Here is a 21,064-nt window from a genome sequence, read left to right on the forward strand (position 1 = left end):
TGAGGCAGCGTTGGGAGGTAGAGATGGAAGGTCTCGAAGTCACCGTCCTGCTCGGGCTCACGATCCTTGCGGGCACCCTGCTGGCACCGCGCATACGCGTCGCGCTGCCGCTCGTGCTGGTCGTGTTCGGCTTGCTCCTCGGGTTCGTCCCCGCACTCCGCGAAGTGCAGCTGCCGCCGGAGACCGTGCTGTTGCTGTTCCTTCCGGTGATGCTGTTCTGGGAGAGCCTGACGACCTCGCTGCGCTCGATCAGGCGCGACTTCCGCTACATCCTGCCGATGAGCACTCTGCTCGTGGTCGCGTCGGCATTTGCGGTCGCGGGCGTCGGAGTCCTCCTGGGGATGCCGTGGGAGATCGCCCTCATCCTCGGCGCCGCGGTCGCGCCTCCGGATGCGACGGCTGTGGCCGCTCTCGGCCGGCTCCTGCCCCGGCGCACATTCATGAAGCTCAAAGCCGAGAGCCTCACGAACGACGGTACGGCGCTCGTGCTGTACGCCATCGCGATCTCGCTCGCCGTCGGCGGCGACGTCACGCCGTGGAGCATCACATGGACGCTGCTCGTGTCGTACGTCGGCGGGGTGCTGGCGGGCGCCGTGATCGCCGCGCTGGCGTATCTGCTCCTGCGGCGCGCGACGCGCACCGCCGTCATCAACGTCACCCTTCTGCTCGTGCCGTTCACGGCCTTCCTGCTCGCCGAGATCATGCACGCCTCCGGGGTGCTCGCGGTCGTCGTGGCCGGACTCGTGATCGCGTACGTCTCGCCGCGCATCACAACGGCCTCGTCGCGCCGCCAGTCCGAGGCGGCGTTCCCCTTCGGCGTCTACCTTCTCAACGGCGCGCTGTTCGTGCTGATCGGACTCGAGGTGCAGTACGTCGTGCACGAGATCTCGGCCGCGGCCGTCGGCCGGCTGGTGCTGACCACGCTCGCGGTCTGGGTCGCGCTTCTCGTCGTGCGCTACGTCTTCCAGCTGCTCAACGTGCCCTTCCAGCGGCAGACAGGCCCGCGGCCGCCGCGCGGACTCCGTTCTCGCATGCGCCTGGTCTCGACCGTCGCCGGTATGCGAGGTGCCGTATCGCTCGCGATCGCGCTGTCGGTTCCCGCGGGAATCGGGGGAGCGGGACGTGACGAGATCGTCGTCGTCACCGCGGGCGTCATCCTGCTCAGCCTTCTCGTGCAGGGGCCGCTTCTCCCGGCGGTCGTGCGATGGGCGAATCCGCCGACCGACACCGCGGAGATTCAGGAGTACGAGCTCGCCGAGCGCACGATCTCGGGTGCGGCGCTCGCCGCTCTCGACGATCTCGCGCTCGAGCACGGCATCGGCCAGGAGGTGCTCGACCGAGTGCGCAGCGAGGGGTACACGATGCTCGAGTACGCGAATGCGCGTGCCCTCGCTCGGGAGCAGGCCGTCGTCGACGCCGAGGCCAGCGCCCTCGACGCCATGCTCGACGAACCCGATCCGTACGACGGCGCCGGCGTGGAGATGGTCGATGCGGATGCTGCCGGCAGCGGCGGATCGCTGCAGATCATCGCGACGTCGACCGCGGTCGACCTCGCGCAGCGCTCGCCGCTCATCAGGCATGAGGAGCACACGCGTCTCAAGCTCGCGCTGCTCGATCGCAAGCGCGAGGTGCTGCTGGGGCTGCGCCGCTCGGGCGCCGTCGACGACATGGTGGTCAGGCGCATCTCGGCGCGCCTCGACCTCGAGCAGGTGCGCCTGCAGGGCATCGAGGAATTCGACTGACCCTTCCACCGGCTCAGGGACGCAGGGCTGTGACGTCGTGTGACACTCGATTCCATCGGATGCAGGACCCCTGCCTACCGTTGAAGAGTCCCCCAAGAGAGGAACCCTTCACATGACTCGTCGCACAACGTCCCTCATCGCAGCGCTCGCCGCGGTGCCGCTCTTCGTCGCCCTCGCAGGCTGCGCGACGGCATCCGACTCCACAGGCTCCGGCTCCGGCTCGGGCGACTCCTCCGAGAGCGAGACCGTCAGGATCGGCGTCGTCGGCAAGGGCGACGCGCAGTGGGCGCCGTTCGTCGACGCAGCAGCCGATGAGGGCATCACGGTCGAGCTCGTCGACTTCGGCTCGTACGAGCAGCCCAACCCTGCGCTCACCGAGGGCGAGATCGACCTCAACCAGTTCCAGCACATCGTGTACCTCGCCGAGTACAACGACGCCTCCGGCTCGGACCTCGTGCCGATCGGGTCGACCGCGATCTATCCGCTCGGGCTGTACTCGAAGAAGTACGACGACGTGAAGGACATCCCGAAGGGCGAGACCGTCGCCGTGCCGGACGACGCCTCGAACCAGGCGCGTGCTCTGCTCGTGCTGCAGTCGGCAGGACTCGTCGAGCTCAAGAGCGGCGGCACCATCTTCTCCGACATCGCCGACATCGACACCGAGAAGTCCAAGGTCAAGGTCACCGCTCTCGAGGCAGCCCTCATCCCGACCTCGCTGCCCGACGTGGCCGCCGCGATCATCAACAACGACTTCGTCGAAGATGCCGGACTCACGTTCGAAGACGCGATCGCGCAGGACGACCCCGAGGACCCGAACGCGCTGCCGTACGTCAACATCTTCGCCGCCCGCGCGGAGGACGCCGACAACAAGACCTACCAGAAGCTGGTCGAGATCTTCCAGACCGACAAGGACGTGCAGGCGGGCCTGCTCGAGTCCTCCGGCAACACGGCGGTCGCGCTGCAGACCCCGGTCGAGGACCTCGTGGCGTCGCTGAAGAAGGTCGAAGCGGACACGAAGGACAACAAGTAACACCACGACTGAGAGAATCGGGTGGCGCATCGCGCCACCCGATTCTCCGTTGGCAGCAGTAGACCGGAGCCGCACATGCCGATCGTCACCCTCACGAACGTCTCGAAGACGTATCCGTCGCGGTCGCCGGGCGCCGGCGACGTGGTCGCCGTCGACGACGTCACCCTCTCGATCGAGAAGGGAGACGTGTTCGGCATCATCGGATACTCCGGGGCCGGCAAGTCGACGCTCGTCCGGCTGATCAACGCCCTCGAACCCGCGAGTGCGGGGACGATCACGGTCGACGGCGTGGACATCACCGCGCTCAGGGAGCGCGAGCTGCGCAAGGTCCGCGGCGGCATCGGCATGATCTTCCAGCAGTTCAACCTGTTCGCAGCGAAGACCGTCAAAGCGAACATCGCCTACCCGCTCACGCTCGCCGGCTGGTCGAAGAACGACATCGATGCCCGGGTGACGGAGCTGCTCGGCTTCGTCGGTCTCTCAGACAAGGCCAAGGCGTATCCGGAGCAGCTCTCTGGTGGGCAGAAGCAGCGCGTCGGCATCGCACGTGCTCTGGCGACCCGCCCGGCGATCCTGCTTGCAGACGAGGCGACCAGCGCGCTCGATCCGCAGACCACGCACGAGGTGCTCGACCTCCTGAAGCGCGTGAACCAGGAGCAGGGCGTCACCATCATCGTCATCACCCACGAGATGGACGTCATCCAGACGATCGCCACGAAGGTGGCCGTGATGGAGCAGGGGCGGGTGATCGAGCAGGGAGACGTGTTCGACGTGTTCTCGGCGCCGCAGAACCCGGCGTCGCAGCGATTCGTGGGCACGGTCGTCAAGGGCGTGCCCACGCCCGCCGAGCTCGCCGTGCTGCGCGAGCGTCACGAAGGCCGGATCGTGACGTTCTCGTTCCGCGACGGCGACTCCTCGCAGGCCCAGGTGTTCGTCGACCTCGCAGCCGCGGGGCTCGACTTCGAGCTGATCTACGGAGGCATCAACGACATCCGCGGGCGCGCGTTCGGTCATCTGACCCTCGCGATCCGCGGTGACGCCTCGTCGATCGATCGAGCGCTCGAGAGCATCGCCGAACGTGTCGAAGTGACCGTCATCGCGGGAGAGGAGGTCCGCTGATGGATCGTCTGAACGAACTGTGGCCGGAGTTCTGGAAGGCCGCGCTCGAGACCCTCTACATGACCTCATTCGCCCTGCTGCTCGCGGGTGTGCTCGGGCTGGTCATCGGCGTACTGCTCTATGTGACCCGCCCCGGGGGACTGCTGCAGAACCGCGTCATCGCCGCGCTCCTCAACTTCGTGGTGAACTTCTTCCGCCCGATCCCGTTCGTGATCTTCATGGCCGTCGCGCAGCCGCTCGCCCGAGTGGTCGTGGGCGTCGGCATCGGCACGACCGCGGGAGCCTTCATCATCGGACTCGCCGCCTCATTCGCGATCGGCCGCATCGTCGAACAGCATCTCGTGTCGGTCTCGCCCGGAGTGATCGAAGCAGCGCGATCCATGGGCGCAGGCCCCTGGCGGATCCTGTTCACGGTGGCCATCCCCGAGTCCCTCGGCCCGCTCATCCTCGGCTACACGTTCATCGTCGTCGCGCTGATCGACATGACCGCTATGGCAGGACTCATCGGCGGCGGAGGCCTCGGCGCGTTCGCGCAGATCTATGGCTTCCGGCAGTTCGAGCCGGTCGTGATGTGGGCCGCGATCATCCTGATCGTCGCCTTCGTGCATCTGGTGCAGCTGCTGGGCACCCGGCTCGCGCGAAAGGTCATGCGGCGCTGACCCTTCGACGGGCTCAGGGACCCAGGGGGCGAGGGCTCAGGGAGCAAGCGCGCGAGCGCTCAGGGAGCCGGAGGAGCGAGCGCCAGCCGACGGCGGGTCGTGAAGACTCGCTCCTGATCGCTCAGCGGATCGACGAAGCGCAGCTCGCGTGCGAGCAGCTGCAAGGGCCTGTCGAAGTCGTCGGGGGCCTCAGGCAGCAGCACGGGGTAGAAGCCGTCGTTCAGGATGCCTAGCCCGAGGGCTGCGAGATGAACGCGCAGCTGGTGCATCTTGCCGCTGTGCGGACGAAGCAGCGTGTGCACGGTTCGGTCGTCGGCGGAGAGCACCTCGATGAGCGTCTCGGAGTTCGGCTCACGATCGGCGTCCACCTGCACGCACACCTCGCCGCGGTTCTTGACGATGTGGTTGCGGTACACGAGCGGGAACGCCGATGCATCCCAGTGCGCAGGCCGGGCCGAGACCGCCTCGTACACCTTCCGCACCTGACGGTTCTCGAACAGGAGCTGGTAGGCGCCGCGGGTCTGCGGACGGGTAGAGAACATCAGCAGGCCGGCGGTGGCGCGGTCGAGGCGGTGGATCGGGGTGAGTTCGGGGATGCCGAGCAGATTGCGCAGCCGCACGAGCGCCGAGTTCTGCACGAACTTCCCTCCCGGCGTGGTCGGCAGGAAGTGCGGCTTGTCGACCACCACGAGGTCGCGATCCTGATGCAGCACCTCGACCTCGAACGGGATGGCCTTCTCCGCCGGCGGCTCGCGGTAGTACCAGACGAACTCCTCTGCGCCCAGGGGTGTGTCGCGGCTGAGGGCGCTGCCATCGCGGGCCACGATCTCGCCGCGGTCGAAGCGCGTCAGCAGTCGCTCGGGGTCGAGGTGGAAGAACCGCTCGATCATGTAGGCGGCGATCGTGGGCCAGGCGCCCGTCATCGGCACGTGCAGGCGGGTCGCGCCGACGCCGTCGCGCACGGGGAGGGGGGAGGGCATGCCCATTCGGTCAAGCCTACGCGGCTCTGCGCCCCGCTCTAGGCCGCTCGGGTGAAGCGTGAGCGGTACTGCTGCGGCGCCAGGCCGATCCGCTCGCGGAAGTGCTTGCGCAGCGCCGCAGCCGTGGCGAAGCCAGAGCCCGCCGCGACGGCATCCACCGGCAGATCGGTCGTCTCCAGGAGCTCGCGCGCGCGATCGACCCTGGCATCCGCGAACCAGTCGCCGACTGTCCGGCCGGTCTCGGCGCGGAAGCGGCGGGTCAGGGTGCGAACGCTCATCCCGAAGCTGTCGGCGACTTCGGCCAGCGACAGGGGCTCGTCGATGCGGGCCATCAGCCAGCTCTGGATGTCGCTCGCAGAGCCCGCTCCGGCAGGGGCGATCACAGCAGGACGATCGACGAACTGGCGCTGGCCGCCTCCGCGATGCGGCGCGGCGAGGGTCGCCCGGGAGACGGCGGCGGCGACGGCAGAGCCGTGGTCGCTCGCGATCAGGTGCATCGTGGCGTCGACAGCGGCCGAGGCCCCGGCCGCTGTGAGTATCCGGCCCGAGTCGACGAAGAGCTCATCGGTGCGCAGGCGCACCTGCGGGAACCGCCGCGCGAATTCCTCGGCGGCGCACCAGTGAGTGGTCGCCTCGAGGCCGTCGAGGAGGCCGGATGCCGCCACCGTGAATGCTCCCGTGCAGAAGCTGACGATCCGCCGATCGGCGAAGTCGGCGAGCCCGATGGGGTCTCCCGAGAACTCCGCGGCGCTCCAGGGCGGGACGATGATGGTGTCTGCCGTCTCCAGAGCGCTGCGATCGGCGGTCGGTGCGACGGAGAAATCCGCATTCGTCTGGACGGGAGCGCCGTCGAGGCTGCACGTGGTCACGGAGTACAGCGGCTCTGCGTCGTGGAGCGCCGCGCGGAAGAAGCGAGCCGGCACGCCCAGCTCGTACGGGAACACTCCAGGCAGAGCGACGACGGCGATTCTATGCATGGCTATATCGTGACACATGTTGTCCATCCGGCCACTGTCGCGGTGGCACCGGATCTATCAGGCTGGATGCGCTGGCCAGATCGGCCACAGAGAAGAAAGGCGAATCACGTGCGTTCAGCGAAGTACTCCGGTGCCGGCCCCGCGGCAGAGGTCATCTCCGTCATCGACGTCGAGGTGCCGGCGCCCGGTCCCGGGGAGGTGCTCGTCAGGGTCGGCGCAGCCGGGCTCAACCCCGTCGACGTGAAGATCCGCGCGGCCGCGAGGGACTTCGGCCCGATCAGGTACACCGATCACCCGGGCTGGGATGTCGCGGGCGTCGTCGCGGCGGTGGGGGCCGGCGTCGAAGACTGGGCGGTCGGCGATCGCGTGTTCGCGCTCGCGGCGTTCCCCGCGGCGGCGCACACGCTCGCCGACTACGCCGTGGTCGCGGCGGCCGATCTCGCACCGGCTCCCTTGTCGTGGACGACCGCGCAGGCAGGGGCTGCGCCGCTGACCGCGCTCACCGCATGGCAGGCGCTCGAGGCGGCGGAGGTCGGGAAGGGGCAGCGCGTGCTCGTCCTCGGAGGTGCCGGCGGAGTCGGCCATCTCGCGGTCCAGCTCGCTGCGGCTCGCGGAGCCGACGTCGTCGCCACCGGCAGCCCCGCGAAGCACGGACTTCTGCTGTCCTGGGGTGCCCAGGAGGTCGTGGACTACCACGACGAGGCGGCGCTCGCCGCGCTCGCACCGGTGGATGCGGTGATCATCACGGTCGACGACACGCTCCCGCCGCGCGGCGCCGTCTCGCAGGGCACCGCGGTGATCACCATCACCGGCCTGTCCGAGGCCCAGGCCGCGCAGCTCGCGTCCTGGGGCGCCGACCCGGTCGAGCGGATCCTCGTGGCGGCGTCGGGGTCGCAGCTGGCCGAGATCGCCGAACTCGCCGAGTCGGGCCGGGTCACCGTGCACCTGGACTCCCAGTTCCCGCTGGAGGAGCTCGCGGCGGCGCAGGAGCGCGTGGAGTCGGGCCGCGTCACCGGCAAGGTGGCCGTCGTCGTCGATCCGAGCGTGTAGAGGTCAGGCGTCGAAGCTCAGACTGAGCTTTCGAAGGAGGCCGGCCAGCCGCTCGCGGTCGCTGCGCGAGAGCCCCTGCAGCAGGTCGGCCTCCACATCGACGAGGCGGGTGATCGCGGCATCCACCCGGATCCGTCCGTCATCCGTGAGCGTCACCAGCACGCTCCGCCCGTCGGCCGGGTCGGACTCGCGACGCACGAAGCGCCGCCCGACGAGCCGGTCGATGCGGTTCGTCATCGTGCCGCTGGAGACCAGCGTCTGCTGCAGCAGCTGCTTGGGGGAGAGCTGGAAAGGGGCGCCGGCGCGGCGGAGCGCGGACAGCACATCCCACTCCCAGGGCTCGAGATCGCTGCGACGGAAGACGTCGCGGCGGGCCCGATCGAGCAGCCGCGTCAGTCGATCCACGCGCGACAGCACCTCGAGAGGGGAGAAGTCGAGGTCGGGTCGCTGCGTGTTCCACGCGCCGACGATCCTGTCGACCTCATCCAGCTCGCTCATCCGACCATTATCGCGGGCACCGGCACCAGAGTCATGAACGCGCTGTTCTCATCCGGCTGGTAGCGACCGAAGGCCGCGCACTCGACGAACCCCGCCTTCGCATACATCGCGCGAGCCGGCGCGAAGAAATCGTGGCGCCCGGTCTCGAGCGAGAGCCGGCGGATGCCGCGCTCTGCGGCGTCATCGATCAGGAACGCGAGCATCGCGCGCCCGAGCCCGCGGCCGCGCATGCTCGGGTCGGTGCGCATCGACTTGAGCTCCTCGTGGCCGTCTTCCACCGGTGCCAGGGCGCCGGTCGCGACGATCCGCCCTTCGGCCGTCGTCGCGAACAGGCGGATGCCGGGGGTGAAGAGCCGTTCGACGGCCAGCGCGTGCTGGCTCTCGGGCGGAGCGGTGCCCTGCATGTCGGCATGATGCGCCGCGATGAAGGCGGAAAGTGCGGGCGTCGACCTCAGGACGCGCTCGATGACGAAGCTCATGGGCTCAGCCTTCCAGGACCGTGTTTCCGATACGTGTCACGATGGTTCGGGCCAGGGCCGGTCACACCCAGGCGGACATGGCAGACTTGTGGGGCAGACCCGTCGACAGGCTCACCGAGCCCGAGGGGCTGTGGTCCGCCGTGGTGTAATGGCAGCACGACAGCCTTTGGAGCTGTGAGGTCTAGGTTCGAGTCCTGGCGGCGGAGCATGACTGGGAACAATCTCGCGATCATCATCCTCGCCGCAGGTCAGGGAACACGCATGAAGTCGCGCCTGCCGAAGGTGCTGCATCCGATCGGCGGTCGTCCGCTGGTCGGGCACGTGCTGACCACGGCCGCGCGGCTCGGAGCCGATCACGTCGAGGTCGTCGTCCGCCATGAGCGCGACCGGGTCGTCGCCGCGCTCGCCGAGGACTATCCCGATGCGGTCTTCGTCGATCAGGACGAGGTCCCGGGCACCGGCCGTGCCGTGCAGGTCGCGGTCGACGCGCTTCCCGCCGACTTCGACGGCGACGTGCTCGTGCTCTCCGGCGACTGCCCGCTCGCCGACGCGGAGACGCTTGCGGCCTTCCTGGACGAGCACCGCGCGGCAGGGGCCCCGGCGACCCTGATGACTGCGGTGGTCGACGACCCGAACGGGTACGGCCGGGTGATCCGCGACGGCGACGGCGGTGTCGACCGGATCGTCGAGCAGAAGGACGCGACCGACGACGAGAAGGCCGTCCGCGAGATCAACGCCGGCATGTACGTGTTCCGCTCAGAGACGCTGCGCCGGTACCTCCCGGAGATCGGGGTCGACAACGCGCAGGGCGAGATGTACCTCACCGACGTCCCAGGGCTCCTCCGCCGAGACGGCGACCGGGTCGCGGCATCCGTCGTCTCCGATGTCACCGTCACCTTCGGGGTCAACGATCGGGCGCAGCTCGCCGAGGTCGGGCGGCTGCTGAACCAGCGCATCGTCCGTCGCTGGCAGCTCGAGGGGGTCACGATCATCGACCCGTCCACCACCTGGATCGATGACGACGCCACGCTCGCCCCCGACGTGACGATCCTCCCGCACACGCAGATCCTGCGTGCGACCACGATCGCCGCGGGAGCCACCATCGGGCCCGACACCACTCTCGTGGACTGCGAGGTGGGAGAGGACGCGACCGTCCGGCGCACCGATGCCACGCTGGCCGTGATCGGCGCTCAGGCCACCGTGGGCCCGTTCTCGTTCCTGCGCCCTGGCACGGTCCTCGGCGCCAAGGGGAAGATCGGCGCCTACGTCGAGACGAAGAACGCGGAGATCGGCGAGGGCAGCAAGGTGCCGCATCTCTCCTACGTGGGGGACGCGACGATCGGGCGGGGCGTCAACCTCGGTGCGAGCACGATCACCGCCAACTACGACGATGTCAACAAGCACCGCACGGTTGTCGAGGACGAGGTGCACACCGGATCGCACACGACCCTGGTCGCGCCCGTTAGGCTGGGTGCTGGCGCGAAGACAGGCGCCGGCGCCGTCGTCCGCAAGGACGTCCCGGCCGGTGCGCTTGCCATGAGCGTCGCGCCTCAGCGCAACATCGAGGGCTGGGTCGAGAAGAACAGGGCAGGCACGGGTGCGGCGGATGCTGCAGCCCGAGAGCGATCGGCGGAATAGGCGGAAATGGCGCGCAAGAAGAAGACTGTCGATCTGGACCGCGACAACGACATCGCCCCGGGTCTCGTCGCGAAGACCAAGAAGCGGCTCGTCATCGCCGGCGGGCGCTCGCATCCAGGGCTCACCGCCGCCGTCGCGGCGGATCTCGGCACCGAGATCGCACCCGTCGAGCACCGCACCTTCGCGTCCGGCGAGATCTACGCGCGCTTCGAGGTGTCGATCCGCGGTTGCGATCTCTTCCTCATCCAGACCTTCGGCGAGCCCGTGAACGAGTGGCTCATGGAGACGCTCATCATGATCGACGCGGCGAAGCGCGCATCGGCCAAGCGCATCACCGTCGTCGCCCCGTACTACCCCTATTCCCGCCAGGACAAGAAGGGCCGTGGCCGCGAGCCGATCAGCGCCCGCCTGGTCGCCGACCTGCTGAAGACCGCCGGTGCAGACCGCGTCATGAGCGTCGACCTGCACGCAGCGCAGATCCAGGGCTTCTTCGACGGCCCCGTCGACCACCTGTTCGCCAAGCCCGTGCTGCTCGACCACTTCGAGCGCACGCTGTCGAAGGAGGACCGCGAGATCCTCACGGTCGTCTCGCCCGACATGGGCCGCGTGCGCGTGGCCGACACGTGGTCGGACAGCCTCGGCGCGCCGCTGGCGATCATCCACAAGCGTCGCGACCCGAAGGTCGCCAACCAGGTCTCGGTGCACGAGATCGTCGGAACTGTCGAGGGCCGCACCTGCCTCCTCGTCGACGACATGATCGACACCGGCGGCACGATCGTGAAGGCTGCGCAGGCTCTCAAGGCGGCCGGTGCGCACCGCGTCATCGTCGCGGCGACCCACGCGATCTTCAGCGATCCGGCATCCGAGCGCCTGCAGGACACCTCGATCGACGAGGTCGTCATCACCGACACCATCCCGCTGACCGAGTCGCGCAGATGGGACAAGCTCACGATCCTCCCGATCGCCCCGCTTCTCGCCCGCGCGATCCACGAGGTCTTCGAGGATGGCTCGGTGACCAGCATGTTCGGTGGAGACGCCTAGGCGGATCATCGTCGCGGCACAGCCCGCGCATAGGAGCGATGCATACCGTTGAATGCATCGACAGCTCGTCGACGCACCGAACCGGGAGGGCCATCATGATCCGCACGAACGTTCCCCAGTCCGTACGCACGGCCTCAGCACTCGTCGGTGTGGCCGGACTCTTCGTCCTCGCCGGCTGCTCCGGCGCCGCCGATGCCGAGACCGACAAGGGCGCCGGCACCGACGCATCGTCCAGCAGCAGCGACTCCGGGTCGGGCACCTACGCCGACGGCACCTACACCGCCGATGGCTCGTACCAGACTCCCGAGACCGTCGAATCGATCTCGGTGACCCTCACCCTCGCCGACGGCAAGGTGACCGACGTCGAGGTGACCGGCGACCCGCAGGCTCCCGAGACCGAGGAGTATCAGTCGAAGTTCATCGACGGGATCGCCGATGAGGTCGTGGGCGTGGCGCTCGACGACCTGAAGGTGAGCCGCGTGTCGGGTTCGTCGCTGACCAGCGGCGGATTCAACGCGGCGGTCGAGTCCATCAAGGAGCAGGCCGCCTCCTAGGCGCCTGGCCTGCCATGGCGATCTGGCGTTTCGACGCGATCGGCACGCGGTGGGAGATCGAGGGTGACCTCGACGGCAGCGACCGATCCGCAGTCTCTGAGGTGATCGAGCGCTTCGACCGCGAGTGGTCGAGGTTCCGCGACGACTCGGCGGTGACGCGGCTGGGATCGGCCGGCGGGGTGCTGGAGTCGGCGGATGCCGCGCCGATGCTCGACGCCTATGCAGCGCTCTCGTCAGCGACGGCAGGAGCCGTGAACCCGCTCGTCGGGGCGAGTCTCGAGGCCCTCGGATACGACGCGGCGTACACGCTGGCCGCGGGTGCGGCGCTCGCCGCTCCCGCGGCCTGGAGCGAGGTCGTCGCCTGGAACCATCAGGGGCTGACGGCGTCCGCTCCCGCCCTGATCGACGTGGGCGCTCTCGGCAAGGGGCGCCTCGTCGACCTGGTCTTCTCGGCCCTGGCCCGCGTACCGGGTGATCTGGTGGTCGACGCCGGGGGCGACATGAGGGTGCGCGGCTCCTCGGTGCGCACTGCGCTCGAGCATCCCTTCGACGCCACGAAGGCGATCGGCGTCGTGGAGCTGCAGGATGCCGCGCTGTGCGGCTCTGCGATCAACCGCCGAGCCTGGGGCGACGGACTGCATCATGTGCTGGACGCACGCACCGGTCGCCCCGTTCGCACGTGGGCGGCGACCTGGGCACTCGGCGCACAGGCGATGAGGGCGGATGCCATCGCCACCGCACTCTTCTTCGACGGAGGGCCGGCACTGGCCGCCGACTGGGGCGTCGAGTGGGTCAGGATGACGACCGACGGCAAGGTCGAGCGATCGGCGGGCTGGACCGGGCAACTGTTCACCACCCGGCCCTGAACACCGAGAGATACGGAAGAGTGGAATCGTGATCACCGCATTCACCGCTGTCAGGCAGCGAGTCCTCGCCCTGCTGGGGGCGCTGTCGATGTACCGCCTGGTGCTGTTCTCGCTGCTCGCTCTCGCGCTCCTCGCCGAGGTGCTGTCGTTCGCAGGTCTCGTGGCACCGCGGCCCCTCGAGATCCTGGTGTCCTTCGTCGTACTCGCCGCCGTGATCTCGCTGGTGGATGCCGCGGCGCAGCGGCTTCTGCATCTGCCGTGGCGCATCGAGTCGTCGCTGGTCACGGCGCTCATCCTGCTGTTCGTGCTCGCACCGGCATCCGACTTCGCTCCTGCCGCCCTCGGCGGCCTCGCCCTCGCGGGAGCGCTCGCCAGCGTCTCGAAGTACCTGATCGCATGGCGCGGCCGGCACATCCTGAATCCCGCGGCCTTCGGGGCCGCGGTGGTCACGATCGCGCATCTCGGCACGAGCTCGTCGTGGTGGGTCGGCACGCCCGCGCTCTTCGTCCCGGTCGTGGTCCTGGGCCTGCTCGTGCTCTGGCGCACCGAGAAGGTGCGGATCGTCCTCGTGTTCCTCGTCATCGCGATCGCGGTCTCTCTGCTGCGTCAGTATGTGCAGCTCACCCAGGGCGGCCTCCCCTTCGATGCGGGCCAGGCGCTGTCCTTCGCGGTGCTGCAGTCGCCGTACTTCTTCCTCGGCGCGTTCATGCTCTCCGAGCCGCTGACCCTGCCGCCGCGACGCTGGCAGCAGTTCTCGGTCGCCGCCCTCGTCGGCGTGCTCGCCGGATGGCCGATCTTCCTCGGCGGGTTCACGCTCGGCCAGGAGCGTGCGCTGCTGATCGGCAATCTGCTGGCGTTCGCGTTCGCCGTGCGAGGGTCGGTGCGCCTCACGCTCGAGAAGCGCGAGTTCATCACGCCCACGGTGCAGGAGCTGACCTTCCGCACCAGGAGCCGTCTGCGATTCCTCGCGGGGCAGTACCTCGAGCTCGACGTGCCGCATCGCCGCCCCGACGCTCGCGGCACACGCCGGGAGTTCAGCATCGTCTCGGCCCCCGCTGATCTGCCGACACTGCGCATCGCGTACAAGGACGGCGACCAGAAGCATCCGTCCAGCTACAAGCGCGCTCTTGCCGCCGCTCAGCCGGGCGCAACGCTCGCGGTCACCGGCACCTGGGGCGACTTCCTGCTGCCGCGCGGGGACGTGCCCGTTCTGATGGTGGCCGCTGGCATCGGGGTGACGCCGTTCGTGTCGCAGCTGCGGCAGCTGCAGGCGACGGGGGAGAAGCGCGACGTCGTCCTCGTGTACGTGGCATCCGATCCTGCCGAACTCGCATTCCGCGAGGAGCTCGCCGCCACCGGAGCCCGCGTCGCCGTGTTCACGCGGGAGGAGCCGAAGAACCTGCCAGCGCATTGGACATGGGCGCAGGGAGCCCGGCTGGATGCGGCAGCTCTCGAGGCGAACGTCGCAGACATCGCCTCCCGCCACGCGTTCATCTCGGGCCCGCCGCGGCTGATCGCGGACCTCGCCCCGGCCCTGCAGAAGGCGCGCAACCTCACGACCGACGCTTTCGCCGGATACTGAGCGCGCAGCCCCTGCGGGCCGTGCGGAAGGTCAGGCGCCCACGACAGGGCTCAGGGGGAGGTGCACGGCGAACGTGGTGTCGCCCGGTGCGCTCGAGACCTCGATGCGGCCGTGGTGACCCTCCACGATCGCCTTTGCGATCGCGAGGCCCAGCCCGGTCCCTCCGGTCTGCCTGGCTCGCGAGCTGTCACCGCGGGCGAAGCGCGCGAAGAGCTCCTCGCGCACGGCCGGATCGATCCCTGGGCCGTCGTCGTGCACGCGCAGCACCGCCTCCTCGCCCTCGCGCGCGACGCTCAGGGTGATCTCGGTACCCGGAGGCGTGTGCGTCCTCGCGTTCGCGAGGAGGTTGGTGACGACCTGATGCAGTCGTCCGGCGTCGCCGACGACGACCACCGGCTCGTCGGGCACCTCGATGCTCCATCCGTGATCGGGCGCCGTCGGCTGAGCATCCGACACCCCCTCGAGCGCGAGCTGCGCGAGGTCGACGGTGCCGTAGACGAGTTCGCGCCCCTCGTCGAGCCGCGCGAGGAGCAGGAGGTCTTCGACGAGGCGGGTCATGCGCAGCGACTGGGCCTGGATGCGCTCCAGCGAGGTGGTCGTCCCCTCGATCGCGCCGGGTCCGTGTCCTTCTGAACTGGGTCCCTGCGCCTGTCGAAGGGCGCGCAGAGAGAGCTCGGAGTACCCGCGGATCGAAGCGAGAGGCGTGCGCAGCTCGTGGCTCGCATCGGCGACGAACTGCCGCATGCGCTCCTCGTTGCGCTGACGAGCGGACAGCGAGTCGTTCACGTGATCCAGGAGCTTGTTCAGCGCGGCGCCGACGAGACCCGTCTCGGTGCGAGGGTCGGCTTCGGATGCCGGGACGCGCTCGGTGATCTCGACCTCGCCCCTGTCCAGCGGCTGGTTCGCGACCCGGGTGGCGGTCGCTGCGACGGCGCGAAGCGGGCGCAGCCCCACGCGGATCGTGATGGCGGTGGTGAGCGCCAGCAGGATGAGGCCGCCGAGCGTCGCGAGCACGATCACCGTGAGCAGTGTGGCGAGCTGGTTCTGGATCTCGTCCCGCGGCAGGCCCGTCACCAGGACAACGCCGGTATCGGTCTTGCTCACGAGGATGCGGTAAGAACCGACATCTGCGATGGCGACGGTGGCGAGATGCCCACCCTGGCTGAGAGCCTCGCTGATCTCCCCGATCTGCTCGCTGCTGAGGTTGCGTGTGCTCCCGCCCAGCTCGCCGTCCGTGCTTGAGAGGATGACGCCGCTCGTTCCGGAGGCGGAGTTGGAGACGGCGAACAGGAGACCGGGAACCTGCGCCGTCTTCCCTGCCAGCACGTTGTCGACGGTCGCGGCTTCAGGGGGAACACGTTCGACCCAGTCCTTGAGCGTGGCGGAGTATCCCTTCAAGCGGACGTCGAGTTGATCCTCCATCGTCCTGCCCAGCGTCGCCGAGGTGATGACCGCGACGATCACGAGGATGAGCGACACGAACCCGATGACCGCGGTCATCAGCCTCGTCTGCAGTGTGAGCGGTCGTCGCGTCACCCTCGTCGAGGTCACTGCGGGGCCTTGATCATGTAGCCGACGCCGCGGACCGTGTGCAGCAGCGGCGTGCGGCCGGCGTCGATCTTCTTGCGGAGGTACGAGATGTACAGCTCGACCACCGACGACTTGCCGCCGAAGTCGTAGCTCCACACCCGGTCGAGGATCTGCGCCTTCGACAGCACGCGCCGCTCGTTGCGCATGAGATAGCGCAGCAGCTCGAACTCGGTCGCGGTGAGCTCGATCTCGTCGCCGTCGCGGACGACCTCATGGCTGTCCTCGTTGAGCGAGAGGTCGGCGACGCGCAGAATCGACTGGCCGTCGTCGGCGGTGGCGTGCCCGGTGCGGCGGATGATCGCCCGCAGGCGGGCGATGACCTCCTCCAGGCTGAAGGGCTTGGTGACGTAGTCGTCGCCGCCCGCGGTGAGCCCGGCGACACGGTCGCCCACCGCGTCCTTCGCGGTGAGGAAGAGCACAGGCACGAGGCTGCCCGACTCGCGCAGCCGCTTCAGCACCGACATGCCGTCAAGATCGGGCATCATGATGTCGAGCACGAGAGCATCGGGATCGAATTCGCGCGCCACCTGCAGGGCTTCCAGGCCGGACGAGGCGGTGCGCACCTCCCAGCCCTCCATCCGCAGCGCCATGGCGAGCAGGTCGGTCAGCATCTGCTCGTCGTCGACGGCGAGGATGCGCAGCGGGGAGCCGTCGGGGCGGCGCAGGTCGGGATGCACGGTGCTCATGTCCTCATTCTGCGGAATCTCCTATGGAATTCCTATGGAGCGGGCAATGCTTTCGCTGTGAACGCAGAGAGGGCCCCGGCGGATGCCGGAGCCCTCTGTGCGTTCAGTACCCGATCAGTGCGTGTCCTCGGCCTCGATCTCGGTGCGGTCGCCGGACCACAGCGTGTGGAACGTGCCGGGCTTGTCGATGCGCTTGTAGGTGTGCGCGCCGAAGAAGTCGCGTTGGCCCTGCACGAGAGCGGCGGGGAGGCGGTCGGCGCGGAGGCCGTCGTAGTACGACAGCGACGACGAGAATGCGGGGGCGGGGATGCCGGCCTCGGCGGCCGAGACGACGACGCGGCGCCACGACGCCTGGGCGCGCGTGAGCGCCTCGGCGAAGTACGGAGCCGTCATCAGCACGGGCAGACCCGGCTCGGCGTCGTAGGCGTCGGCGATGCGGTTGAGGAACTGCGCGCGGATGATGCAGCCGCCGCGCCAGATCTTGCTGATCGCGCCGAGGTCGATCTTCCAATCGTACTCGGCGGCTCCGGCGCGGATCTCGTCGAAGCCCTGCGAGTAGGCGACGATCTTCGACGCGTACAGCGCGAGACGGACGTCTTCGATGAACGCGTCCTGGTCCGCGACGGTGAACGCCTCGGCGGGGCCGGGGAGAGCGGATGCCACGGCGCGCTGCTCGGGGTGCGACGACAGCGAGCGGGCGAACGTCGCCTCGGCGATGCCCGAGACCGGCACGCCCAGAGACAGCGCGGTCTGCACGGTCCAGGCGCCGGTGCCCTTCGCGCCGGCCTGGTCGACGATGACGTCGACCAGCGGCTGTCCGGTGGCGGCGTCGTTCTGTCGGAGCACCTCGGCGGTGATCTCGATCAGGTAGCTCTCGAGCTCGCCCTTGTTCCACTCGGCGAAGATCTCGGCGATCTCGGCCGGCGACTTGCCGGTGCCGCGGCGGATGAGGTCGTAGGCCTCGGCGATCAGCTGCATGTCGGCGTACTCGATGCCGTTGTGCACCATCTTGACGAAGTGGCCCGCGCCGTCGTGGCCCACGTGCGTCACGCACGGCTCGCCCTCGGCGACGGCCGCGATCGACTTCAGGATCGGACCGAGCGTGACCCACGACTCGTCCGAGCCGCCGGGCATGATCGACGGGCCGAGGAGCGCACCCTCTTCGCCGCCGGAGATCCCGGCGCCGACGAAGTTGATGCCGGTCTCGCGGACGGCCTTCTCGCGGCGGATGGTGTCGGGGAAGAAGGCGTTGCCGCCGTCGACGATGATGTCGCCGGGCTCGAAGACCTCCACCAGGGAGTCGATCACGGCATCCGTCGGGCCGCCGGCCTTGACCATGATGATCGCGGTGCGCGGCTTCTGCAGCGAGTCGGCGAACTCCCGGTAGGTCTGCGCCGGGATGAAGCCCGCCTCGGGGTGCGCGTCGAGGACCGCCTGGGTCTTCTCGTAGCTGCGGTTGAAGATCGCCACGGTGTTGCCCTCGCGGCTCGCGAGGTTGCGGGCGAGATTCGAACCCATGACGGCGAGTCCGACGACTCCGATGTTCGCTGATGCTTCGGGCACAGAGGGCTCCTCGATCGTGAAGTTAGGGGATGGTCTCAGATTATCGTGGCGGCCGACGTCAGGACGCCTGTGTGTCACGGGACTGCACGAAACGGCGGGTGACGGCGATGTCGCGGTCGCCGAGACCCGCGTCGACGATGCCGTCGAAGGCGGAGCGCAGTGCGGGAAGCAGGACAGGCTCCGTGCCTGTCGCATCGGCGATGTCGGCCGCGAAGCGCAGGTCTTTGACCATGTACTTCGCGACGCCGCTGGGGGAGTCGTCGCCCGACACGAGCTTGTGCTTGCGGCTCTCCAGGAGGTTCGACCCGGCGTAGCCGCCGCCGAGCAGGCCCCAGAGGGCGTCGAGGTCGAGTCCCGAGCGGTCGGCGAGCACGGTCGCCTCGCCGAGCGCGAGGATGGTCGCCGACACCACGAGCTGGTTGCAGGCCTTGGCGACTTCGCCCGCCCCGAGCGGGCCGAGGTGCACAGGGGTGCCGCACGGTGCGAGGACGGATGCCGCGACCGCCGCGTCCTCAGGGGCTCCTCCGAGCATGATGGAGAGCGTTCCCGCGTTCGCGCCGTCGACGCCGCCGGACACCGGGCAGTCCACCACGCGCACGCGACCCCGCGACTGGGTGTGCACGCGGTCTGCGAGCTCGCGCACGGCGGGCGCAGACGATGTGGACCCGATCAGGAGGAGGAGGTCTCCGGCATCCGCCATGATCCCCTCTTCGCCGTCGAGCAGCTGCTCGAGCTCGGGAAGGTCGGGCAGGAACGTGACGAGGACGTCGACGACGGCGGCGAGTTCCCGGGGGCTGTCGGACCAGGTCGCTCCTGCGGCGATCAACTCCGGCTGAGGTCGGCGGGCGTGGATGTGCAGACTGTCGTGTGCCGCCAGGAGCCGATCGGCGACAGGGCGGCCCATGGCGCCGAGTCCGATGATCCCGACAGTGGGAGAGGTGCTCATGGGCCCCACGGTACCAGATATCCATTGTATTGAATACTGTCCAACAGGTTGGATTTCGACTATGATGAACGGATCGAGAGACCTCCCGAGGAAGGGATGAGCATGGCCGACATCGAGACCAAGCTGCGCGCCGTCGCCGCAGTGCCGCTGAATGAGGAGCTGTGCCGGCTCATCGAAGAACTCGAGCCGCGCGTGGAGATGATCCGCGACCACTCGCTGATGCACCCCATGCGCGGCCCCGCCGACTGGTCCGGTGACCCGGAGCATCGGCGCACGCCCGAGCAGCAGGCCGCGTTCGACGCCATGGTCGACTCGGCCGACGCGCTGTTCGGGATTCCCGATGTCGACCCCGCCGCGCTCGCACGCACCGTCGCTGCGAACCCGCGTCTGCGCTGGGTCATGACGACAGCGGCGGGCGGCGGGGCCCAGGTGCGATCCGCCGATCTCGACCGCGCCGATCTCGACCGCATCACCTTCACGACCAGTGCCGGCGTGCACGGGGGCCCGCTCGCGGAGTTCGCCGTTTTGGGAGTTCTCGCGGGAGCCAAGTCGCTTCCCCGCCTGCTGCGGGATCAGCAGGACCGGGCGTGGCCAGAGCGCTGGGAGATGCGCCAGGTCGACGAGATGACCGTCCTCGTGGTCGGGCTCGGCGGTATCGGCGCGGAGTGCGCGCGCCGGTTCCATGCGCTCGGAGCCCAGGTCTGGGGCACGACCCGCTCGGGCGAGCCCGTGGAGGGCGTCGACCGGCTGGTGCGGCTCGACGAGCTCGTTCATGCGGTCGCTCAGGTCGACGCCATCGTCGTCACCCTCCCCGGCACCGAGCAGACCCATCATCTGATCGGAGCGGACGTCTTCGAGGCGGTGCGGCCAGGGACCATCCTCGCGAGTGTGGGACGGGGAACCGTGATCGACGAGCAGGCGCTCCTGCCCGCCCTCGATGACGGACGCATCGCCTTCGCGGCGCTGGACGTGTTCGAGAGCGAGCCTCTGGCCACGGAGTCGCCGCTCTGGTCGCATCCGAACGTGCTGGTGAGCCCTCACACGGCCGCTCTGAGCTCCAAGGAGGAGGAGCGCATCGCCCGGCGCTTCGCCGAGAACGCGGCGCGCCTGCTCGATGGCCGCCCACTGCGCGCGGTGGTCGATACGGTCGAGTTCTACTGAACTCGCTCTGAAGGGGTGCGCATGGACGAGGATGCCAAGGAAGGGCGCGATCCGGCGCCCGCGGTGACACGCAGCATCCGTCTGCTCGGGCTGCTCGCCGACGCTCGCGGACCGCGCACGCTCACAGAGCTCGCCGGCTCTCTCGGGCTGGCGAAGTCGTCGACCGCGAACCTGTGCCTGGCGCTGGAAGCTGCGGGCATGATCGACCGCACCGCCCAGGGCTACCGACTGGGATTGCGCACCGCAGAGCTCGGCGGGGCGTTCGCCGCACAGTTCAATCAGGTACGCGAGTTCTACACGGTGTGCGACTCCTCGGAGGTGCTGCACGCCGAGCTCGTGCAGGTCGCGATGCTCGACGGATCCGACGCGCTCTATCTCGCGCGGCACGAGGGGTCGTCGTCGCTGCGCATCGGCACTCCTCTCGGCTCGCGGCTCCCGGCGCCGCTGTCGGCCACGGGGCGGGCGCTGCTTTCTCGGATGGCGGATGACGAGGTCATCGCCCTGCTCGGAGCGGATGCCGTCTTCCCTGCTCTTACCGAACGCAGCACCACGACCATGGCCGGGCTCCTCGAAGTCCTCGCCGCCGCGCGCAAACGCGGCTGGGCGCTGGATGCCGAGGAATCGTTCCGGGGCGTCGTCGGCGTCGCAGTCCCGCTCGACGGCTGGGCTCCGGCCGATCCGCCGCTGGCCCTCGGCGTGGCGATCCGCGCGGCCGAGGCCGACTACGAGCGCATCGAGCGTGTGGGCGAGGCGCTCCAGGCGGCCGCCGCCGCCCTGACCAACCCGTTCAGCGCCGCCGCCCGGAGCCGCTGAACTCTGCCGCCACCGGGTGCGGGTTTTTGCGTATCCGGAATCGGTCCAAAGGGTTGTACTCAATCCAACAGGCTGGTACATTCGAGATCA

Annotated in this window: 20 protein-coding genes and 1 tRNA gene; 13 read left to right on the forward strand and 8 right to left on the reverse strand. The window is 69.1% G+C overall.

Translation table 11 applies throughout. The annotated features are described in order from the left end of the window. Positions 1-23: 23 nt before the first annotated feature. The 4 genes from RS84_RS01530 to RS84_RS01545 all read left to right on the forward strand — a co-directional run bounded on the left by RS84_RS01530 (position 24) and on the right by RS84_RS01545 (position 4,550). Positions 24-1,742: a Na+/H+ antiporter gene (locus RS84_RS01530; protein ID WP_045255997.1), complete on the forward strand. Its 1,719-nt coding sequence runs from the start codon at positions 24-26 to the stop codon at positions 1,740-1,742. Positions 1,743-1,854: 112 nt separating this feature from the next. Further along, positions 1,855-2,772 (forward strand): MetQ/NlpA family ABC transporter substrate-binding protein, encoded by a 918-nt coding sequence (locus RS84_RS01535; protein WP_045255998.1) that lies wholly within the window; start codon positions 1,855-1,857, stop codon positions 2,770-2,772. Positions 2,773-2,847: 75 nt separating this feature from the next. After that, positions 2,848-3,891, forward strand: a complete 1,044-nt coding sequence (locus tag RS84_RS01540; protein WP_045255999.1) for a methionine ABC transporter ATP-binding protein — start codon at positions 2,848-2,850, stop codon at positions 3,889-3,891. Continuing rightward, a complete protein-coding gene (locus tag RS84_RS01545; RefSeq protein WP_045256000.1) occupies positions 3,891-4,550 on the forward strand; it encodes a methionine ABC transporter permease in 660 nt (219 codons plus the stop codon). The genes RS84_RS01540 and RS84_RS01545 overlap by 1 nt, the downstream gene beginning before the upstream one ends. 59 nt (positions 4,551-4,609) lie before the next feature. Here RS84_RS01545 and RS84_RS01550 read toward each other — a convergent pair whose 3' ends face one another. Together RS84_RS01550 and RS84_RS01555 are read right to left on the reverse strand one after the other, a co-directional pair. After that, positions 4,610-5,530, reverse strand: a complete 921-nt coding sequence (locus RS84_RS01550) for a pseudouridine synthase (RefSeq protein ID WP_200891949.1) — start codon at positions 5,528-5,530, stop codon at positions 4,610-4,612. 38 nt (positions 5,531-5,568) lie between these two features. Beyond that, the gene (locus tag RS84_RS01555; protein WP_052676173.1) at positions 5,569-6,507 is read right to left on the reverse strand and encodes a GlxA family transcriptional regulator; all 939 of its coding nucleotides are present in this window, start codon (positions 6,505-6,507) and stop codon (positions 5,569-5,571) included. Between the two features lie 108 nt (positions 6,508-6,615). Between RS84_RS01555 and RS84_RS01560 the strand changes: the two genes are divergently transcribed. Further along, positions 6,616-7,557, forward strand: a complete 942-nt coding sequence (locus RS84_RS01560) for a zinc-binding dehydrogenase (RefSeq protein ID WP_045256002.1) — start codon at positions 6,616-6,618, stop codon at positions 7,555-7,557. A 3-nt stretch (positions 7,558-7,560) separates the two neighbouring features. On the opposite strand, the gene RS84_RS01565 is transcribed toward RS84_RS01560, so the two are convergent. After that, a complete protein-coding gene (locus RS84_RS01565; protein ID WP_045256003.1) occupies positions 7,561-8,055 on the reverse strand; it encodes a MarR family winged helix-turn-helix transcriptional regulator in 495 nt (164 codons plus the stop codon). Then, positions 8,052-8,534, reverse strand: a complete 483-nt coding sequence (locus RS84_RS01570) for a GNAT family N-acetyltransferase (protein WP_045256004.1) — start codon at positions 8,532-8,534, stop codon at positions 8,052-8,054. The genes RS84_RS01565 and RS84_RS01570 overlap by 4 nt, the downstream gene beginning before the upstream one ends. 134 nt (positions 8,535-8,668) lie before the next feature. Here RS84_RS01570 and RS84_RS01575 point away from each other — a divergent pair. The 6 genes from RS84_RS01575 to RS84_RS01600 all read left to right on the forward strand — a co-directional run bounded on the left by RS84_RS01575 (position 8,669) and on the right by RS84_RS01600 (position 14,215). Continuing rightward, positions 8,669-8,740, forward strand: a tRNA-Gln gene (locus RS84_RS01575). A 1-nt stretch (position 8,741) separates the two neighbouring features. Then, positions 8,742-10,172: a bifunctional UDP-N-acetylglucosamine diphosphorylase/glucosamine-1-phosphate N-acetyltransferase GlmU gene (glmU, locus tag RS84_RS01580; RefSeq protein ID WP_045256005.1), complete on the forward strand. Its 1,431-nt coding sequence runs from the start codon at positions 8,742-8,744 to the stop codon at positions 10,170-10,172. A gap of 6 nt (positions 10,173-10,178) precedes the next feature. Further along, complete coding sequence (locus RS84_RS01585; RefSeq protein WP_045256006.1) at positions 10,179-11,213, forward strand: ribose-phosphate diphosphokinase; 1,035 nt, start codon at positions 10,179-10,181, stop codon at positions 11,211-11,213. A 95-nt stretch (positions 11,214-11,308) separates the two neighbouring features. Then, positions 11,309-11,767: an FMN-binding protein gene (locus RS84_RS01590; protein ID WP_045256137.1), complete on the forward strand. Its 459-nt coding sequence runs from the start codon at positions 11,309-11,311 to the stop codon at positions 11,765-11,767. A 14-nt stretch (positions 11,768-11,781) separates the two neighbouring features. Next, the gene (locus RS84_RS01595) at positions 11,782-12,633 is read left to right on the forward strand and encodes an FAD:protein FMN transferase (RefSeq protein ID WP_045256007.1); all 852 of its coding nucleotides are present in this window, start codon (positions 11,782-11,784) and stop codon (positions 12,631-12,633) included. A 28-nt stretch (positions 12,634-12,661) separates the two neighbouring features. Beyond that, entirely contained in the window at positions 12,662-14,215 is a 1,554-nt protein-coding gene (locus tag RS84_RS01600; protein WP_045256008.1) for an FAD-dependent oxidoreductase, read from the forward strand. 30 nt (positions 14,216-14,245) lie between these two features. Here RS84_RS01600 and RS84_RS01605 read toward each other — a convergent pair whose 3' ends face one another. From RS84_RS01605 to RS84_RS01620, 4 genes are all read right to left on the reverse strand, one after another. Next, positions 14,246-15,715 (reverse strand): sensor histidine kinase, encoded by a 1,470-nt coding sequence (locus RS84_RS01605; RefSeq protein WP_045256138.1) that lies wholly within the window; start codon positions 15,713-15,715, stop codon positions 14,246-14,248. A 47-nt stretch (positions 15,716-15,762) separates the two neighbouring features. After that, a complete protein-coding gene (locus RS84_RS01610) occupies positions 15,763-16,491 on the reverse strand; it encodes a response regulator transcription factor (protein WP_045256009.1) in 729 nt (242 codons plus the stop codon). Positions 16,492-16,605: 114 nt separating this feature from the next. Beyond that, a complete protein-coding gene (gene gndA / locus RS84_RS01615) occupies positions 16,606-18,054 on the reverse strand; it encodes an NADP-dependent phosphogluconate dehydrogenase (protein ID WP_045256010.1) in 1,449 nt (482 codons plus the stop codon). A gap of 58 nt (positions 18,055-18,112) precedes the next feature. Continuing rightward, positions 18,113-19,000, reverse strand: a complete 888-nt coding sequence (locus RS84_RS01620) for an NAD(P)-dependent oxidoreductase (RefSeq protein ID WP_045256011.1) — start codon at positions 18,998-19,000, stop codon at positions 18,113-18,115. A gap of 102 nt (positions 19,001-19,102) precedes the next feature. On the opposite strand from RS84_RS01620, the gene RS84_RS01625 reads away from it, so the two are divergent. Then, the gene (locus tag RS84_RS01625; protein WP_045256139.1) at positions 19,103-20,161 is read left to right on the forward strand and encodes a D-2-hydroxyacid dehydrogenase; all 1,059 of its coding nucleotides are present in this window, start codon (positions 19,103-19,105) and stop codon (positions 20,159-20,161) included. Positions 20,162-20,182: 21 nt separating this feature from the next. Then, positions 20,183-20,974: an IclR family transcriptional regulator gene (locus RS84_RS01630; RefSeq protein WP_045256012.1), complete on the forward strand. Its 792-nt coding sequence runs from the start codon at positions 20,183-20,185 to the stop codon at positions 20,972-20,974. Positions 20,975-21,064: the final 90 nt, after the last annotated feature.

The sequence above is a fragment of the Microbacterium hydrocarbonoxydans genome, from assembly GCF_000956475.1.
Taxonomy (GTDB): domain Bacteria; phylum Actinomycetota; class Actinomycetes; order Actinomycetales; family Microbacteriaceae; genus Microbacterium; species Microbacterium hydrocarbonoxydans_A.

Bases quoted from the DNA above. Each gene is read 5' to 3' on its own strand.
- RS84_RS01610 (WP_045256009.1), bottom strand. From the start codon at position 16,491: ATGAGCACCGTGCATCCCGACCTGCGCCGCCCCGACGGCTCCCCGCTG.
- RS84_RS01620 (WP_045256011.1), bottom strand. From the start codon at position 19,000: ATGAGCACCTCTCCCACTGTCGGGATCATCGGACTCGGCGCCATGGGC.
- RS84_RS01550 (WP_200891949.1), bottom strand. From the start codon at position 5,530: ATGCCCTCCCCCCTCCCCGTGCGCGACGGCGTCGGCGCGACCCGCCTG.
- RS84_RS01585 (WP_045256006.1), top strand. From the start codon at position 10,179: ATGGCGCGCAAGAAGAAGACTGTCGATCTGGACCGCGACAACGACATC.
- RS84_RS01530 (WP_045255997.1), top strand. From the start codon at position 24: ATGGAAGGTCTCGAAGTCACCGTCCTGCTCGGGCTCACGATCCTTGCG.
- RS84_RS01590 (WP_045256137.1), top strand. From the start codon at position 11,309: ATGATCCGCACGAACGTTCCCCAGTCCGTACGCACGGCCTCAGCACTC.
- RS84_RS01555 (WP_052676173.1), bottom strand. From the start codon at position 6,507: ATGCATAGAATCGCCGTCGTCGCTCTGCCTGGAGTGTTCCCGTACGAG.
- RS84_RS01595 (WP_045256007.1), top strand. From the start codon at position 11,782: ATGGCGATCTGGCGTTTCGACGCGATCGGCACGCGGTGGGAGATCGAG.
- RS84_RS01565 (WP_045256003.1), bottom strand. From the start codon at position 8,055: ATGAGCGAGCTGGATGAGGTCGACAGGATCGTCGGCGCGTGGAACACG.
- RS84_RS01545 (WP_045256000.1), top strand. From the start codon at position 3,891: ATGGATCGTCTGAACGAACTGTGGCCGGAGTTCTGGAAGGCCGCGCTC.
- RS84_RS01535 (WP_045255998.1), top strand. From the start codon at position 1,855: ATGACTCGTCGCACAACGTCCCTCATCGCAGCGCTCGCCGCGGTGCCG.
- RS84_RS01625 (WP_045256139.1), top strand. From the start codon at position 19,103: ATGGCCGACATCGAGACCAAGCTGCGCGCCGTCGCCGCAGTGCCGCTG.
- glmU (WP_045256005.1), top strand. From the start codon at position 8,742: ATGACTGGGAACAATCTCGCGATCATCATCCTCGCCGCAGGTCAGGGA.
- RS84_RS01540 (WP_045255999.1), top strand. From the start codon at position 2,848: ATGCCGATCGTCACCCTCACGAACGTCTCGAAGACGTATCCGTCGCGG.
- RS84_RS01570 (WP_045256004.1), bottom strand. From the start codon at position 8,534: ATGAGCTTCGTCATCGAGCGCGTCCTGAGGTCGACGCCCGCACTTTCC.
- RS84_RS01605 (WP_045256138.1), bottom strand. From the start codon at position 15,715: ATGACCGCGGTCATCGGGTTCGTGTCGCTCATCCTCGTGATCGTCGCG.
- RS84_RS01630 (WP_045256012.1), top strand. From the start codon at position 20,183: ATGGACGAGGATGCCAAGGAAGGGCGCGATCCGGCGCCCGCGGTGACA.